The organism is Photorhabdus caribbeanensis (genome assembly GCF_018448885.1).
In the GTDB taxonomy this organism is placed as follows: domain Bacteria; phylum Pseudomonadota; class Gammaproteobacteria; order Enterobacterales; family Enterobacteriaceae; genus Photorhabdus; species Photorhabdus caribbeanensis.
This window is the reverse complement of record NZ_RCWB01000008.1, coordinates 50,112-68,391: the sequence shown is the minus strand read 5'-3', so window position 1 is coordinate 68,391 and position 18,280 is coordinate 50,112. Positions and strand designations below refer to the sequence as shown.

Below are 18,280 nucleotides of genomic sequence, written 5' to 3'. Positions count from 1 at the left end.
AATTATTAATAATTCGAATTATCCAATACCTGATTGGTTCGTTCAAGTTTTGTCATTTTGGTAACACACCAACCGCCAAAAAGTTATCACACCTTAGGCTTACTACTGACCATCCGATGATACTTTAGCAACAAATGTTGTTCTTTTACGATAGCCTCAAAGGATAGTAAACCGCCACTATAGTTAAACTCTTAATCAATCAATTAACGGTAAGAAGGAAAAAGTGTTGATTAATCATCATGATTAGTTACTTTATTGAATATTTTTCAAAGTAATCACATGGAGTTCCTATGCGAAAAATGTTGCCACTTATGCTTATCGTCACCTTAGCAGGCTGTGCCGTTCATAGCAGACAAGCCGATATTGACAGCGATACCTCGAAAAAAATTAATGAAATTATAGAAAACCAAGTAAAACCGGAAAACAAAGATAATCCAGGCGAAATAATAAAAAACGTCTCTTATCAATTTCTGGGTACGCCTTATGTCGCCAACAAACTTATTGGTTCCCCTACTGAACCTGAAAAATTAGTTATCGACTTCAACGGGCTGGACTGCTTTACTTTCCTTGATTATGTAGAATCGTTAAGGAAATCCAACGACCAAAATGATTTTGTAAAAAATCTCATCCAGACAAGATATGTCGACGGAAAGATTAGCTTTTTGCAAAGAAAACACTTCTTTACCGATTGGTCAACCAGAGAAAAGTTAAATGCCAAAGATGTAACGGATGAAATAAGTTCTTCTTACATAAAAATCACAAAAAGCCTGAATAAAAAGGCTGATGGCAACGAATATATCCCCGGACTTGGTGTTACCCAAAGAGATATCAAATATATTCCAGGGGATAAAGTCAACGATGATGTTATTAAGAACCTAAGAACAGGCGATTATATAGGAATATATACCCATCTTGCCGGGCTGGATGTCACACATACCGGGATTTTTATTATGACAGATCATGGCCCAATGCTGAGAAATGCATCCTCACTTGCTGCGAATAAAAAAGTTGTCGATTCACCATTTCTTGATTACGTAAAGAATAAACCCGGAATTATCGTTCTAAGAGCATTATAATCCGAGTGGCAAACGACAAACCCTCTTAAAAATAGATTCAGGAGCCTTTCATGAGCCAATCCGACATCCTCTATTCTCAGGCAAAACAACTTATTCCCGGCGGCGTCAACTCTCCGGTACGTGCATTTAATGGTGTTGGCGGTACTCCGCTGTTTATCAAACATGCTGATGGCGCTTATCTCTATGATGTTGACGGTAAAGCCTATATCGATTATGTCGGTTCCTGGGGGCCAATGGTGCTGGGACACAACCACAGCGCTATCCGTAATGCCGTGATCAAAGCCGCAGAGCAAGGATTGAGTTTTGGCGCTCCCACCGCCACCGAAGTGGAAATGGCGCAATTGGTGACTGAACTGGTGCCATCAATGGATATGGTGCGCATGGTTAACTCAGGCACGGAGGCAACCATGAGTGCTATCCGTCTGGCTCGTGGCTATACCAACCGCGACAAAATCATCAAATTCGAAGGTTGCTATCACGGCCATGCTGATTGCCTGCTGGTGAAAGCCGGTTCTGGCGCGTTGACCATCGGCCAACCCAACTCGCCAGGGGTTCCGGTTGATTTCGTCAAACATACGCTAACCTGCACTTATAATGATTTGAGTTCAGTTCGAGAAGCGTTTGAAAAATATCCGCAAGAGATCGCCTGTATTATTGTCGAACCGGTTGCGGGTAATATGAACTGCGTACCGCCACAACCAGAATTCCTGCCCGGTTTACGCGCGTTGTGTGATGAGTTCGGCGCTCTGTTGATTATCGATGAAGTGATGACCGGTTTCCGCGTCGCCCTCTCCGGCGCACAATCTTATTACGGTGTCGAACCCGATATAACTTGCCTTGGCAAAATCATTGGCGGCGGTATGCCCGTTGGCGCTTTTGGTGGACGTTATGAAGTAATGGAGAAATTAGCGCCAATTGGCCCTGTCTATCAAGCGGGAACCCTATCCGGCAATCCGATTGCAATGGCGGCTGGCCTTGCTTGTCTGAAAGAAGTGTCTCAACCCGGTGTACATCAACGTTTAACCGAGCTAACAGATAATCTGGCTACCGGCCTGACGAAAGCAGCAAAAGCAGCCAATATTCCTCTGGTGGTTAACCATGTCGGCGGTATGTTCGGCATTTTCTTTACTGATGCAGAAACCGTCACTTGCTATCAGGATGTGATGAATTGCGATATTGAGCGTTTTAAACATTTCTTCCACCTGATGCTTGATGAAGGAGTTTATTTAGCGCCTTCTGCATTTGAAGCGGGTTTTATGTCTATTGCTCATACTGATGAAGATATTCAGCGTACTGTTGATGCAGCCGCTCGCTGCTTCGCCAAGTTGAAATAATTTCTTTATTTTCAAATAATAGCGCCGTATTTTTACGGCGCTTATTCTTTCCATCCTTCGAATGGATCACAAGATTGTTCTTGCTGACACCGCTCATCTTTACTCAGAAAATCATTAGGAATAGTTGTCCCTTTCAATGCCGCAAAAAATCCAGCCCAATCGTGTGGCTTACAGGACAGTATTACATCCCCTGTCTCAGGATCTTTTCGAATAAAAACTTCATCAGAGTCAAACCGATAAGCTGCTGGCAAACATACCGCTTGACTCTTCCCATCCATAAACAATTTAGCTTTTTGACTCATACAACCTCCTGATATTGATTGGAATATCCCAAATCCTATCACAGATCTTGATACATAAATCAAAAGAGATTTGATAATCATAAACTGATAAATCAATTTGATGTCACACTCACCGCTACGATTGCTACTGAAATATCGTAACTTGAATCATAATGAGAGGTAAAACAATACTGGCGCTTGATAAGCTAGAAGCTGAAGGGAACAAGTTGAGGTATCCGACAACAGAGCCGCTAAGAGACGGTCTATTTCAACTGAGAGTAGGCAACAAAGACATCACCAGAACAATTTTTGCTTATGCTAAGGGAAGAAGAATTTATATACTTCGCACATTTATAAAGAAAACCCCGAAGACTCCACCGACAGAAATCAAACTGGCATTACAAAGATTAGAGGAAATGACAGATGAAAGTTAAGGGTATTCCATTTTCAGAAGTGAAGGTGCAAGCCCTCTCATCCCCCAAAGCTCAGGCCGCTTATGAAGCAGCTAAACAGGAAGAAGAACTCTACGAGCTCATTCAAAACATGAAACAGAAAGCAGGTATTAATAGTTCGCAGTTAGCCGAACGACTAGGAATTACTCCACCGGCAGTAGCTAAGGTTGAAAAAAACCCAATGAAAGCAAGTATTGCAACACTTGAACGCTATGCAGCAGCCTGTGGAGTAAATCTCAAAATTACTATCGCATAATACGTTAATCCCAATACCTGATATCTTAATCAAACTTCATGGTAAAGAATGACGGGTATATACAGCGGCATATTCGTATTCAGATGTCACGATTGGCCTCATCCCTGAGGCCAATCTCTTCATATCTCAGAAAAATTTAATCATAAAACTGACTGATACTCTCTTTTTCTTGGCCGGATACGATGACGTTTAACAGTCGTTCATAATATATAGCCATCTTATCAATGACTGCTTCTGTATACAGTTCCGGATTGTAATTGAGTTCACACTTGATATTCTGTGGCAAATATAAGAAATTCATCCCAAGTGATTCAAAGGGAATTATTTCGGTATCTATCACTTCCACATCAAGATTTGGCAATGACAATTTTTCATCTTTAGACACGTCGATAAAATCATAGAAATTTTGTGCATCCAAATAGTTAAACAGAACGTTAAATATACCCTCCCTCGCCTTTTCTCCCACCGCGTCAATCACGACAGACATGTGGATATTAGAATTCTCTATAGCGTGATGAATAGACTGACTAACCTGCTTAATGATTTCTTGTAGGCTCATTTCCTTACTGATATTGGATTTTACTATCAAGTCACCCAGGAATAACCCTATTGTTTGATGGCTTTCGATACGAGTTCGGTCAGCTTTGGGTGAGGTAACAATATGCTGTGATTCACCGGAGTACATAAAAAGACAAGTGTGGAACAAAGCCATAAATAACATATAAGGTGTGATTTTATGAGCTTCACAATATTGCAAAACAGCTTTATCCAGCGAATCAGGTATTTTGATATCACGGGCATGAGACCGATATTTTGAAGCCAAATGTTTTCTGAAAGAAACTGGAAAATCGCGTTCTGGATTAACATCAGCAAATTGTTGTTGCCAGAATTTAATTTGTTTTTTAGCTACCTCAGTCGCATGAATTTCTTGCAAGTCATAAACATAACCAGAATATTGCATGGCAACGGGTGGCAATGTGTTTTCTTGCCCCTGAGAATAAGCGGTATATAACTGTTTAAACTCATTCATAATGATATTAACAGACCAGCCATCGGAAATAATATGGTGTACATCAATCAATAATACCGTGATTGTTTCCGAAACAGGCAGTAGGAATGTCTTGATTAACGGACCATTATAAACATCAAAAGGTGTTCTTAATTTCTCTTCCCAGAGCTTGTTAATTTCAATAATAATTTGGTCTCTCTCGATTCCTCTTGGTAATGCTTCGATAACTTGAAGATTGATTTTCATACTATTATCAGGCTGCATGAAAATTTGCCCATTTTCTTGATAAAACTTAAAACGTAAACTTTCATGTCGCGCTAAGATGGTATTTAAACTTTTTTCCAACGCACTGTGATTCAATTCTCCTTCCATCAGCAAAGTAACGGGTACGTGGAAACAATCCTCCAACAACGCTTCTTGAACAAAATACCAATACATTTTCTGACAATAAGAAATAGGCATTTTTCCATCAAATATATTGTGATCAGATATATTGTGTGTTGTCTGCTGTGCGGATATTTCGTGCTTATGACTGTGGCGAATCACACTGGCAATCTGAGCAATAGTTGGATTCGCAAACAACTCATGCATACTGAAATGATTGGTTAAAGTATTTCTTATCGCAGCAGTTATCTTAACGCCCAAGAGTGAGTGACCACCGAGTGAGAAGAAATTATCATAAATACCAATTTGATTGATTTTTAGATGTTCTTGCCATAACTGACAGAGTTTTTCCTCGATTTCATCTCTCGGTGCAATATAAGCCTGACGACGTAAGTCATTTTCATCTGGAATAGGCAACGCTTTTTTATCCACTTTATTGTTTAAATTCAGTGGAATACGTTCCAATGGGATATAGAGACTGGGCACCATATAGTCAGGCAGTTGTTTTTTCAAGGCGGATTCCAGTAGCTCTGCAAGTTCTCCTCTAATAGCAGGAAGTCGCAGATAATCAGCTAAATGCGTTTGGCTGTAATCTGCATTAAAAGCGGCCGCTTTCTCCGCCAGCCAATTCGCACTCGGGCAAACATAAGCAATGAGTTTCCTGTCTTCACTGTCATGTCCATCAACGATCACCGCAGCATTACTTAAAATCTCCTGCCCCGCCAGCACCGACTCGATTTCCCCCAACTCAATGCGATGGCTGCGAATTTTGATCTGCGAATCCCGGCGGCCAATGAATTCCAACTCACCTTCCGGCGTCCAGCGTACTAAATCACCCGTACAGTAAAGTCGGTCCGCCAGGTTGGTACTGAAAGGATCTCGGATAAACTGTTTTTCCGTGATATCCGGTGCATTACGGTACCCCCGTGCCAGTTGAATGCCACCGATATGCAGCTCCCCGACAGCCCCAAAAGGCAACAAATTGCCGTCGGCATTCAGGATTCGCATCACGGTATTCGGCAACGGTTTTCCAATCGTCACTCGCTTATTTGCTGTTAATAAGGCGGAGGTGACAATCGCAGTACACTCTGTTGGGCCATAAACATTAAACAGCTTTCTGCCCTGCGACCACTGCGCGGCGATATGCGGCGCCACAGCTTCCCCTGCCAGCAACAAGGTTGAAACTGTGCGCCATTTGTTGAAATCCAAATGAGGCAACAGCGCCGGTGGGAGTACGGCGTGGGTAATGTGGTGTTTTTCAACCATCTCATCCAACCATTCAGGCGAACGGCGCTGTGTTTCTGAAATCAAATACAGTGTGGCGCCATAGGCCAAGGTCATTGCCGTTTCCAACACTGCGGCGTCGAAGCTCCAGGAAGCAAACTGCAACCCACGAACATCAGCATCCGCACCAAATAACGTGGCTTGTGCTTGTACCAAATTCACCCAACCCTTGTGTTCCAGCATCGCGCCTTTTGGCCGGCCGGTAGAACCAGAGGTATAAATGACATAGGCCAGATGATTTTCTGTCAGGGGCACTGGACGATGAACGATATTGCCAGTAGGCAGGTTTTGTACATATAAATGTACCGTTTCAGCATCCAGACAGATAACACGTTGCTGGCTGATAGGCAATTTATCAACCAGCGATGTTTCAGTCAGGATAACTTCAGCCCCGCTGTGCGCCAGCATGTATTGCAGTCGCGCTTGCGGATAACTGGCATCCAAAGGCACATAAGCACCACCCGCTTTGAGGATGCCCAGCAGTGCAATCACCGTTTGCAATGACCGGGGAAGGCAAATTGCAACCAAGGTATCTGGCTGGATACCCTGCTCAATCAGGTAATGCGCCAACTGATTGGCCTGAGCATTAACCGCCTGATAACTTAAGGTTTCCTCACCAAAAACCAACGCGGTTTTTTCAGGATTCAGCGCTGCCTGTTCTTCAAACAGCTCATGGAAACAACGCCCTTGTGGGTCATGGTTCTGTGGCCCATTTAATTCATACAGTAAAGTATGCTTTTCAGCCTCTGCCAATAATGGAAGTTCATGAACAGAGGGCTCTTTATTTACTGAATCATCTGTCATTACCTCAACAATGCCAGAAAGCAAGGTTGCGTAATTGGCGATAAATCTTTCAATGGTACTGCTATAGAACAGACTGGTATTTGCAATCCATACTATAGATAATTCGCCGGTCTGCTCTTCTTCAAAAACATGGATTTCCAAATCAAACCGAGTTGTTCTAAGTAAATTATCCCCGAGTTCAATAACATCATCCTGTCCCAGTATTGCGTCACGTCGGTTATTCTGTACTGCAAACATGATCTGAAATACCGGATTATAATTTAAGCTTCGTTCCGGGCTGAGCTTTTCCACTAACATATCAAACGGCAAAGCTTGATGTTCATAAGCATCCAGGATGGTGCGGCTGTTTTGTTTTAATAATTCACTGAACGTCGGCTGACCGGATAAATCTGTTCTAATAACCAATGAGTTAACAAAAAAACCGATCAGAGGTTCAATATCAGGATGTTGTCTGCCTGCAATGGCTGTTCCAACCAGAATATCTTTTTCATTGCTATAGCGGCTCAGCAATACAGTAAAAGCCGTTTCCAGGAACATAAATAGTGTAACGTTATGTTCGGCGCATAATGCTCTAATTGCTTGGGTAAGAGATGCTGAAATACGCTGTAGATGAAACCGTCCTTCAATATTTTGTTTTTCCGGACGTGGATTATCCAGCGGCACACGGTGGACGAGTGAAATTCCGGCTAACTGCTTCTGCCAGTATGTCAACTGTTTTTCCAGCACATCACCTTGCAGCCAGCCCTGTTGCCACTGAGCATAATCGGCATATTGAATTTTCAGCGGCGGTAGCGGATTTGCTTTATCCTGACAATACGCTTTGTATAACGTAAAAAATTCATGGAGAAATATTGCCATCGACCAACCATCGAAAGCGATATGATGTATCGTATAAATAATAAGATAATCACTGTCTGCCAATTTTATTAACCTAATGCGCAGCATTAGATCTGAATTAAGGTTGAAAATTAGATTTTCTTCTTCCTTACTAATTTGTTTTACCTGATCGTTTTTCTCAGTTTCAGGTAACGCCGATAAATCATGATGTGTAATCGGTAAATCGAAATCCGTGGCAATAAATTGCCGTGGTTCGTTATTGATAATTTTAAAATAGGTACGCAAGACTTCATGGCGTTCAAGTAATGATTTAACCGCCGCCTCAAATGCCTCTATGTTAATGGATTCCCGCAGCCTGAAATCCCCCATACAGTTATACTGACGACTGCCTCCATCCAGTTGATCAATAAACCATAGTCGTTGTTGGGCAAATGAAAGCGGATAATGTTCTGCTTTGCCATCACGCTGAATATCTTGTAAAAAATGATGCGTTTGAGTTTGCTCTTCTGCATCGATCTGGTTCAGAAAATCAATCAACTCCTGTTTATGCCATTTCCATTCACTGAGCAAATCGGGTGAAATACTGCTGTGGCTGGTTTCGTATTGTAAACGGTTATCAGTAACGAACAGAGTAATTCCCTGCTCTAAAGCTTCATTGACAATTCGCGCGGCATTTCTCATATTTCACCCTTCAATAGTTCTTGCGCTGTCTCTTTCCCAGCCTGGAAATGTTTTCTTTTTTCTTTGATAAGATGAATAGTGACAACCTGTGATAGCTGCTCAAGCGTCGGGTGTTCAAAAACACTTCTCAACGGAACTTCTATTTCTAATTCGTTACGTATTGAACTAATAAGGCGGGTTGCTTGCAGTGAATGTCCACCCAAGGTGAAGAAATTATCATAGATGCCGACTTGGCTGACATTCAATAACCGCTTCCATAATTGACCGATCTTAATTTCTATTTCATTTCTTGGCGCCACATAGTTTTGTCGGCGTAAATCGTCTTCATTTGGGATCGGTAACGCTTTTTTATCCACTTTATTATTTAACGTGAGTGGCATTCGTTCCAAAGGAATATAGAGACCTGGAACCATATATTCTGGCAATTGTTGTTTCAGTGCGGATTCGAGTAATTCTGAAAGTTCTCCGCTAATGGCCGAAATTTGCGGATAATTAGCTAAATGGGTTTGATTATAGTCAGTACGGGCTTGTACCGGTGGTAATTCTCCACGACTAAAAATCACATCCAGCAAATCAGGTTGCTGTTGTGACCACGTGACGCCGCATTGATAACCACATTGTTCAGCATATTGCAGTAAGGATTCGAATTCCTGAACCTGTTGTAATGCCTGTGGGGAGAAACTGCCGGCATTTTCTGGTGGCGTTATCATCTGATTGGCCGACCAGTGACGCAATCCTTCTGCCAAAGTGAGGTCATCTTTAATTCTGGCGTTGGGGATACCTGAAACACCTAATATATCCTCTGCGCCCATCTGTAATAAATTACGCAGACTTTCAAAAGAATCGAAATTATGCCAATTTAACAGTAATTCATGACAAGATTTGGTCTTTTCATCTCTTTTATGCAATATGACATCGTAACGATAACGCAACATCTCATTGTCGCCGATGCCACGTTTAACCAGAATATCAACCCGGCCAATTTCAGGGTAACGCTCCGGTAATTGGGCAAAATAAGTCGGACTGAGTAAAAACTCGGGTTCTTGTTGTAAACGCCGCTGAATACGGTTCGCCAGCGCCCCTACCTGAATACGCTGCCCGTTAAGATGACTTTGCTCTATCGCTGTAGCATGGGCGGTTAATAGATCTAAATTGCGGATATCTCCGAGCAAAATTTTCCCACCCGCTTCAACCGCCGGTATTAACTGTTCAAGCACTTTTTCCAGATATTGAACATTGGGGAAATATTGGACCACAGAGTTAATCACGACGGTATCAAATTCATCAACACTCAATGTTCCTAAGTTGAGTGCATCTCCTCTTCTGAGCTGCACATGTGACCAGCCACGTTGTTGCAGAATAGGCTGATGACGATTTAAAACCTCAGCCGAAACATCGGTAGCCACCACTGATTCGCACCGTTCAGCATAGCGATACAACAATAATCCGGTACCACAACCGATTTCCAGTAAGCGATGGGGATGCAGGGCTTTAATCCTGTGCATGATCCCTGCTAACCATTCCTCCATTTGCTCAAGGGCAATCGGCTGTTCAGTATAACTGTTCATCCAACCGCCGAAATCACTGTCTGATACGACTGCATCACCTTTCTGAACACTCTCTTTTTGTGTACTATCCGTTGTGGGTCGACGGTACTGCTCATCAAAAATTTCTGTCCAGTTCTCAACGCTGCTTGCGTTAAATTCAACCGCTTTTTCACCTAGCCACTCTGTACTTGGGCAGACATACGCAATGAGTTTTTTATCTTCATCTTGACCATAAGCGATCACAACAGCACTACTTAAAGCATCATGCCCGGACAAAACTGTCTCGATTTCACCCAATTCTATACGGTGACTACGGATCTTAACCTGAGAGTCAACACGGCCGATAAATTCCAACTGACCATCCGGCGTCCAGCGCACTAAATCTCCCGTTCGATAAAGCCTGTTTTCCCTGCCATCCGTTACATGTGAACTGAATGGATCTCGGATAAATTGCCTTGCTGTGATTTCCGGTGAGTTTCGATAACCGCGTGCTAACTGAACGCCGCCAATATACAGTTCCCCGATAACGCCCATCGGAGCCAAATTACCTTCCTGATCAAGAATACGCATCACAACGTTAGGCAACGGTTTTCCAATCGTAATCTTCTCGTCAGTAAGTAACGCTGTGGTGACAATGGATGTACATTCTGTCGGGCCATATACGTTAAACAGCTTTCGATTCTGTAACCAACGAACAGCAATCTGCGGTGGTACTGCTTCACCCGCCAAAAGCAAAGTTGAGACAGAACGCCATTTGTTAAAATTCAGATGTGGAAGCAGCACGGGTGGTAACACAGCATGAGTTATCTGATATTTTTCAACCACTTCATCCAGCAATTCTGGGGAACGCCGTTGGGTTTCGGAAATCAAATAGAGTGTTGCGCCATAGGCCAATGTCATAGACATCTCTAAGATCATGGCGTCAAAACTCCAGGAGGCAAACTGCAACGCCCGGCAATGGGAGTCAATGCCAAATAAATCTACTTGCGAGCATGCCAGATTGACCCACCCTCTATGTTCCAGCATCGCCCCTTTCGGTTTACCGGTAGAGCCGGAAGTATAAATCACATAAGCCAGATGATTTTCTGTGAGCGGAAGTGGGCGCTCAGTAATATTATCCGTAGGCATATGTTGTAGCTGAGACTGGACTATCTCTGTGTCCAGACAAATCACTTTCTGCTGGCTGATTGGCAGTTTTTCAACCAGGTGAGTTTCGGTCAGGATGAATTCGACTTCACTGTGATCCAACATATATTGGAGGCGGGCTTTCGGATAACTGGGGTCTAACGGTACATAAGCGCCACCCGCTTTAAGAATACCCAATAATGCCACAACAGCTTGTAATGACCTTGGTATGCAAAGTGCAACCAACGTGTCCGGTACGATCCCCTGTCCAAGCAGATAATGAGCCAATTGGTTAGCTTGTTCATTTAATGACTGATAACTCAGGGTATCGTCGCCAAAAATCAGTGCATTTTTTTCAGGGTATTGTGATACCCGATCTTCGAAGAGTTCATGGAAACATTTCCCGGTCGGATAAGGAATTTGTGGCCCACTCCATTCATGCAGTAAGGTATTCCGTTCAGCATCGGCCAATAATGGAAGGTCATGAACGGACGGCTCGCTAATACCAGCATGATGCTTCATCACATCAACAATATTGGTCAGCAAAATTCCGTAATTGGCGATTAATCTATTAATGGTCGCATTTCTGAACAGGCTGGTATCAGAGATCCATCCAATGGATAACTCACCTTCGTCTTCTTCATAGATATGGACTTCCAAATCAAATCGGGTGGTCAAAAGGGAACGTTCTTTAGATGTAACAATACTATCCTGCTCCAGCGTTGTATCCCGTTGATTATTCTGTACTGCAAACATGATCTGGAAAATAGGATTATAATTTAAATTTCGTTCTGGACTGATTTTCTCCACCAGCATCTCAAAAGGCAGGTCTTGATGTGCATAAGCATCCAGGATTGTGCGGCTATTTTGTTTCAATAGTTCACTGAATGTAGGCTGACCGGATAAATCCGTTCTTATCACCAGTGAATTGACGAAAAATCCAATCAAAGACTCAGTATCACGGTGCCTTCGTCCGGCAAGCGGCATACCAACCAGAATATCTTTTTCACTACTGTAACGACTCAACAACACAGCAAAAGCCGTTTCCAGAAACATAAATAACGTCACTTCATGTTTGGCGCACAGTGCTCGTATTTCTTGAGTCAACACTTTTGAAATACGTTGTGGATGAACATTCCCTTCAAAATTTTGTTTTTCTGGCCGTGGATTATCCAGTGGAAAACGGTGAAGTGGAGAAATACCTGATAATTGGTTTTGCCAGTAATCCAATTGTTTTTCCAGAATATCCCCTTGCAGCCACTCCCGTTGCCATTGGGAATAATCGGTATATTGAACGGGTAATGGCGGCAGAGGATTACCCTCGCCCTGGCAATAAGCACGATATAATGTCAGCAACTCACTGATAAAGATTGCCAACGACCAGCCATCACAGGCGATATGATGAATCGTATAGAGAATGAAATAATCATCATCTGCTAATTTTAGCAACCGAATACGCAGCATCAGGTCAGTGCTGAGATTAACAGCTTGTTTCCACTCTTGCTCGCCGAGTTGTTTAAGCTGTTGTTGCTGCTCAAATTCTGCAAGTGTGGACAGATCATGGATGGTAATCGGCAAATCATAGGAAGTTGCGACAACCTGCCGAGGCTCATTATCAATAATTTTGAAATAAGTACGCAGCGATTCATGGCGTTCAAGTAATGTTGCTATAGCCGCCTCAAAAGCGTTGAGATTAAGCGACTCTCTCAACCTGAAATCACCGGTGCAGTTATATTGCGGACTGCCTTCGGTGAGTTGATCGATTAACCACAAACGCTGTTGAGCAAATGAAAGCGGGTAATGTTCCGCACGCTCATAACGCGGAATACCTTGCAGTCGGTGAGTGTCCGAATCCTCTTCTGAGTCGATTTGCTTCAAGAAATCAATTAATTCTTGTTTATATTGTTTCCATTCACTGAGCAGTTCCGGAGGAATGCTGTCTCGGCTGGTTTTATATTTCAGTTTGTTATCAATCACAAACAGAGTAATCCCTTGATTTAAAGCCTCATTGATAATTTGTGCTGCATTTTTCATATATCGCCTTCCAATAGTTCCTGTGTTGTCTCTTGCCCAGCCTGGAGATGTTTGCTCTTTTCTTTAACCTGATGAATCGTGGCGATTCGTGCTAATCGCTCAAGTGTTGGATGCTCAAAGACACTGCTCAACGGTATTTCAATGTTTAGATCATTGCGTATTAAGCTGATAAGACGGGTTGCTTGAAGAGAGTGACCACCCAGCACGAAAAAGTTGTCATAAATGCTGACTTGACTAACTCCCAATACTTCTTGCCATAACTGGCTAATTTTTCTCTCTACTTCATTTCTTGGCGCAACATAATTTTGTTGGCGGAAATCATTTTCATTTGGAATAGGCAACGCTTTTTTGTCCACTTTGTTATTTAACGAGAGTGGCATTCGCTCTAGCGGAATATAAAGGCTTGGAACCATGTATTCTGGTAATTGTTTTTTCAATGCTGATTCAAGTTGCTCTGAAAGTTCAGTTTGAATAGCGGAGGATTGAGAAGGGTTGTTGGTATTAAATTTTAGCCCTTTTTTATCCAACCAGTCTTTAGTTGGACAAACATAGGCAATTAATCTCTTATCGTTCCCATAAATAATAACCGCAGCGCTGCTTAAGGCGTCATGCCCGACCAATACAGTTTCGATTTCTCCCAACTCAATCCTAAATCCTCTAATCTTGACTTGAGAGTCAATCCGGTCAATAAATTCCACACTACCATCAGACAACCAACGGGCTAAATCTCCCGTTCGGTATAAACGTTGGGATTGGGATTTATCCGCCAAATCAGTCATAAATTTCGTTGCGTTTGTTTCAGGGGAATTCAAATACCCGCGTGCCAGTTGAATGCCGCCAATACATAATTCCCCGGCAACACCAATAGGTACTAGATTGCCTGATGGATCAAGAATACGGATAACGGTATTGGGCAATGGTTTTCCAATCGTAATTTTGTCATCAGTTAATAAGCCCGAAGTCACAATGGCAGTACATTCGGTCGGGCCATAGACGTTAAACAGTTTTCGATTCTGTGACCAACGAACAGCGATCTGTGGCGGTACAGCTTCCCCCGCTAAAAGCAAGGTTGAAACGGAACGCCATTTGTTAAAGTCCAGATAAGGCAGTAAAGCGGGTGGTAATACAGCATGGGTAATCTGGTGTTTGTCAACTAACTCATCCAAATATTCAGGGGTATGCTGTTGGGTTTCTGAAATTAAATAAAGTGCGGCCCCATACGCCAGTGTCATAGATATTTCTAAGATCATGGCATCAAAGCTCCAGGAAGCGAACTGCAATCCCCGGCTATATGAATCAACACCAAATAAACCCGCCTGTGAAAGCGCCAGATTTACCCACCCCTTATGTTCCAACATAACCCCTTTCGGTTTACCCGTAGAACCAGAGGTATAAATGACGTAAGCCAGATTATTTTCCGTTAGTGGGAATGGACGTTCAGCGATATTGTCCGCAGGCATGCGCTGCAATTGTGATTGCATTATCTCCGTATCCAAACAGACGACTTTCTGCTGGCTAATTGGGAGTTTTTCTATCAGATCTGTTTCGGTCAGAATAAACTCAGCTTCGCTGTGTTCTAACATATATTGAAGACGAGGTTTCGGATAACTGGGATCTAACGGCAAATAAGCTCCCCCTGCTTTAATAATCCCCAGTAGCGCGACTACAGCGCGTATTGAACGTGGAATACAGAGCGCGACCAATGTTTCTGGTTTGATCTTTTGTTCTATCAAGTAGTGAGCGAGTTGGTTAGCTTGTTTATTTAACTCCTGATAACTTAATGAATTGCCGTCAAAAATAACGGCTGTTTTTTCAGGATGTCGGACAGCTTGTTCCTCAAACAGTTCATGAAAACAGCCGCCATGCTGGCTATGATTCTGTGGGCCATTCCATTCATGTAATAAAGTGTGTATTTCAGCCTCTGCTAATAGTGGAATATCATGGACAGAAGGTTCCCTGTGTATTAGATCGGAACCAATACATGGCTTCATTATATTAACAATATTAGCAAGCAAGGTTTCATAATTGGCGAGTAATCTTTCAATAGTAATCTTGTTGAACAAGCTGCTGTCATAAACCCATAACAGGGATAATCCTCCCTCCTCTTCTTCATAAATATGAATTTCCAAATCAAATCGGACTTTCAAAAGCAGACGCTCTTCAAACTCAATATTATTATCCCGCACCAGTGCCATATCACACTGAGTATTCTCCAGAGTAAACGCGATTTGGAATATCGGGTTATAATTTAAGTTTCGTCCCGGACTCAGTTTTTCCACCAGCATTTGAAATGGCAGATCTTGATGTGCATAAGCATCCAGGATAGTGCGACTATTCTGCTTTAATAATTCACTGAAAGTGGGCTGGCCGGATAAATCCGTTCTGATCACCAGAGAATTAACAAAGAAACCCATCAAAGGCTCAATATCATGGTGTCTTCTCCCTGCAAGTGGTGTTCCGACCAAAATGTCTTTTTCATTACTGTAGCGACTCAACAATACGGCGAAGGCTGTCTCCAGAAACATGAATAATGTGACTTCATGTTGGTGGCATAAGGCTCTTATTTCTTGTGTTAAATCCTTTGAAATACGTTGCTCATTAAGCTGCCCCTCAAAACTCTGTTTCTCTGGTCGTGGGTTATCCAGTGGAAGACGGTGAAGTGGAGAAATACCTGATAACTGGGTTTGCCAATAATCCAGTTGTTTTTTCAGAATATCGCCTTGCAGCCAATTTCGTTGCCATTGAGCATAATCGGTATATTGGATTTTAAGTGGCGGTAATGGGGCTATTTCTCCTTGATGATACGCGCGATATAAGGTGATAAGCTCATTGATGAAGATTTCTATTGACCAACTATCACAGGCAATATGGTGAATGGTATAAATAATCACATAATCATTTTCCGCCAGCTTGATCAGGCGAATACGCAACATCAAATCAGTACTGAGGTTAAAAACCAAGTTATCTTCTTCTTTACTGAATCTTTTGACTTGAGATTCTTGCTCAGTTTCAGAGAATGCAGTCAGATCATGGAGTGTAATGGGTAAATCATAGGAATGTGTTATGACTTGCCGTGGCTCATTATCAATAATTTTAATATGGGTACGTAACGCCTCATGACGCTCAAGCAACGTTTTTACCGCAGCCTTGAAAGCGTCGAAATTCAGTTGTTCCCGTAATCTCAAATATCCAGGGCAATTATATTGGGGACTACCTTCGGTAAGTTGATCGATAAACCACAAGCGTTGCTGAGCAAATGAGAGTGGATAATGTTCTGCATTGCCATCACGTTGGATATTCTGTAATTGATATGTTTGAATTTCTTCTTCTGCATCGATCTGGCTCAGGAAGTTAATCAACTCTTGTTTATAGTTTTTCCATTCATTGAATAATTCCGTTGGAATACTATCACGGCTAGTTTCGTATTGTAATCGATTATCAGCAACAAATAGAGTAATTCCTTGATTTAAAGCCTCATTCACAATTTGCACTGCATTTTTCATATATCTCCTTGAAAATATCATATCAAATTGTTTATTAAGTGATTATTTATGATGTCCGTAATTTCAAAATAACAAATTTCTAATCATGTTAGCATATGGGCATCGAAAATCATTAGCTATGTTGTTTGATTTTATTATCAAAAACAGTGAGAAAATATGAAGGTTTTTTTAATAGATGAGCAATATAAAAATCACACCAAAATTAATAACCATTTAAACAGATAATAGGAATATTCTATTTACTCATTAACTATTTGCCTGCTATTAATATAAATCCGCATCTAAAAAAACATTAATCACAAAAACAACTGATATTCTCTTTTTCCTGACTAGACATAATGGCATTCATTAATCGCTCATAATATCGGAGTAAACTATCAATAGCTTCTTTGGAATAGAGTTATGGATTATATGTAAATCCACTATAAATTACGTTGATAACTTCCATTACCATTCTAGCGTATCCTCTTCAATATCGTTTTTTCTAAGACCAGATGCTCGTTGTCGTTTTTTTCCCTGAAGTTTAGCGAGTTGGATAGGAGATATGCTTTGTTTAGGAAGAAAAAGATTTAATTGTTCGGTTAAGTTTAATGCTGCCATAATGGCAACAAAAATCTCTAATTTGACTTTACCTTTTTCAGCATTCAGTACAGTTTTTCTTGTGACCCCAAAATGACACATTAAAACCATTATTATCTATAATGGTCAATTATAAGCACATTATATATCAATCGTAACTTTGTATGCTAATGTCCTATTAAAAAGACATTATAGACTTTAATAGTGAGAATATCCTATATATGGAACATTATGAAATGAGTTTATATCGGCAGGAACTGAATGCACACGTCATTGGATTAACCCGAGGGAGTGGCAATTGATTTGGATAAACATAACCGGGACGTTCTTCATCGATCAATGTCAGAGTAACAGGTGTTAATTTCTTACTGGTCCGGTCAAAAGCCAAAAATACTCCCTCCTTCTGCACATCTAACGACACATAATCGTCACCAGAATCTCCTCCAAGCTTACTCTTATAAGGAATCAGACCTTCATTAAAAATTTCCTGATAAGATTTACCTAGGCTATTTATTAACGCCTCTATATTTATCGTCATTATTTATATAACCCCTAGTATATAAACATGGATAACGGTTTATTAACCACTATCCAATAAAAGTAAAAAAAACTCTAGAAGACATTTATTCAAAACGTTCAAATATTAATGCATGTACCCGTAAATCAGCCAAATAGAGAAAACGAATTTCTGTATTAGGATATTGCTCACTCAACTTATGTGTATAAGAATCATATCCACCAACAATGCCAATAACAGGGATTTTTTCTGGGCCACCAGCAGAATCTGGTTCCCCCATAAGGGCTCTAACAATTGTTCTATCCATTGAATGTGAAAATGGATAAGGTATTTCTCCGTTATATTCCCCACTACCTTCATAAGCGTTAATAAGTGTAATTTGTACAGATTTTAATATTCTTGAATCAGCGTTAAAAACTAATGTAAGGCCAGTATCAGGTCCACAATTGAACGTATCAGCATTCTCAAACAAAAACTCAAACATTCCGGCTAAAATAAGTTTTCTTTCAACTAATTGCTCCGCCGTTTGTCCTAAACTTTTAATCATCGTCATAATATCTGCCATTATTCCCCCTTT

Annotated in this window: 11 protein-coding genes; 4 read left to right on the top strand and 7 right to left on the bottom strand. The window is 41.5% G+C overall.

Features of this window, described 5'->3' with window-relative positions; all coding sequences use genetic code 11:
• Window positions 1–290 precede the first annotated feature (290 nt).
• Both EAE90_RS07765 and hemL read left to right on the top strand, forming a co-directional pair.
• On the top strand, window positions 291–1,076 hold the full coding sequence (locus EAE90_RS07765) for a DUF1460 domain-containing protein (protein WP_214053015.1): 786 nt from the start codon (window positions 291–293) through the stop codon (window positions 1,074–1,076).
• Window positions 1,077–1,126: 50 nt separating this feature from the next.
• Window positions 1,127–2,410: a glutamate-1-semialdehyde 2,1-aminomutase gene (hemL, locus tag EAE90_RS07760; RefSeq protein WP_214053014.1), complete on the top strand. Its 1,284-nt coding sequence runs from the start codon at window positions 1,127–1,129 to the stop codon at window positions 2,408–2,410.
• A gap of 41 nt (window positions 2,411–2,451) precedes the next feature.
• On the opposite strand, the gene EAE90_RS07755 is transcribed toward hemL, so the two are convergent.
• Complete coding sequence (locus EAE90_RS07755; protein WP_214053013.1) at window positions 2,452–2,712, bottom strand: antitoxin; 261 nt, start codon at window positions 2,710–2,712, stop codon at window positions 2,452–2,454.
• 152 nt (window positions 2,713–2,864) lie between these two features.
• Here EAE90_RS07755 and EAE90_RS07750 point away from each other — a divergent pair, with 152 nt between their 5' ends.
• Complete coding sequence (locus EAE90_RS07750) at window positions 2,865–3,125, top strand: type II toxin-antitoxin system RelE/ParE family toxin (RefSeq protein ID WP_214053012.1); 261 nt, start codon at window positions 2,865–2,867, stop codon at window positions 3,123–3,125.
• Window positions 3,115–3,399, top strand: coding sequence for a helix-turn-helix domain-containing protein (locus EAE90_RS07745; protein WP_214053011.1), 285 nt, complete (start codon window positions 3,115–3,117; stop codon window positions 3,397–3,399). Before EAE90_RS07750 ends, EAE90_RS07745 begins: the two co-directional genes overlap by 11 nt.
• A 136-nt stretch (window positions 3,400–3,535) precedes the next feature.
• Here the strand turns inward: EAE90_RS07745 and EAE90_RS07740 are convergent, their stop codons facing one another.
• The 6 genes from EAE90_RS07740 to EAE90_RS07715 form a co-directional block, all read right to left on the bottom strand.
• Window positions 3,536–8,398 (bottom strand): non-ribosomal peptide synthetase, encoded by a 4,863-nt coding sequence (locus tag EAE90_RS07740; protein ID WP_214053010.1) that lies wholly within the window; start codon window positions 8,396–8,398, stop codon window positions 3,536–3,538.
• Window positions 8,395–13,104, bottom strand: a complete 4,710-nt coding sequence (locus EAE90_RS07735; protein WP_214053009.1) for a non-ribosomal peptide synthetase — start codon at window positions 13,102–13,104, stop codon at window positions 8,395–8,397. The genes EAE90_RS07740 and EAE90_RS07735 overlap by 4 nt, the downstream gene beginning before the upstream one ends.
• A complete protein-coding gene (locus EAE90_RS07730; RefSeq protein WP_214053008.1) occupies window positions 13,101–16,607 on the bottom strand; it encodes a non-ribosomal peptide synthetase in 3,507 nt (1,168 codons plus the stop codon). The genes EAE90_RS07735 and EAE90_RS07730 overlap by 4 nt, the downstream gene beginning before the upstream one ends.
• 447 nt (window positions 16,608–17,054) lie before the next feature.
• Window positions 17,055–17,297, bottom strand: coding sequence for a hypothetical protein (locus tag EAE90_RS07725; protein ID WP_246550475.1), 243 nt, complete (start codon window positions 17,295–17,297; stop codon window positions 17,055–17,057).
• Between the two features lie 118 nt (window positions 17,298–17,415).
• On the bottom strand, window positions 17,416–17,724 hold the full coding sequence (locus EAE90_RS07720) for a DUF6392 family protein (RefSeq protein ID WP_214053007.1): 309 nt from the start codon (window positions 17,722–17,724) through the stop codon (window positions 17,416–17,418).
• An 85-nt stretch (window positions 17,725–17,809) separates the two neighbouring features.
• Window positions 17,810–18,268, bottom strand: coding sequence for a DUF6392 family protein (locus EAE90_RS07715; protein ID WP_214053006.1), 459 nt, complete (start codon window positions 18,266–18,268; stop codon window positions 17,810–17,812).
• Window positions 18,269–18,280 lie beyond the last annotated feature (12 nt).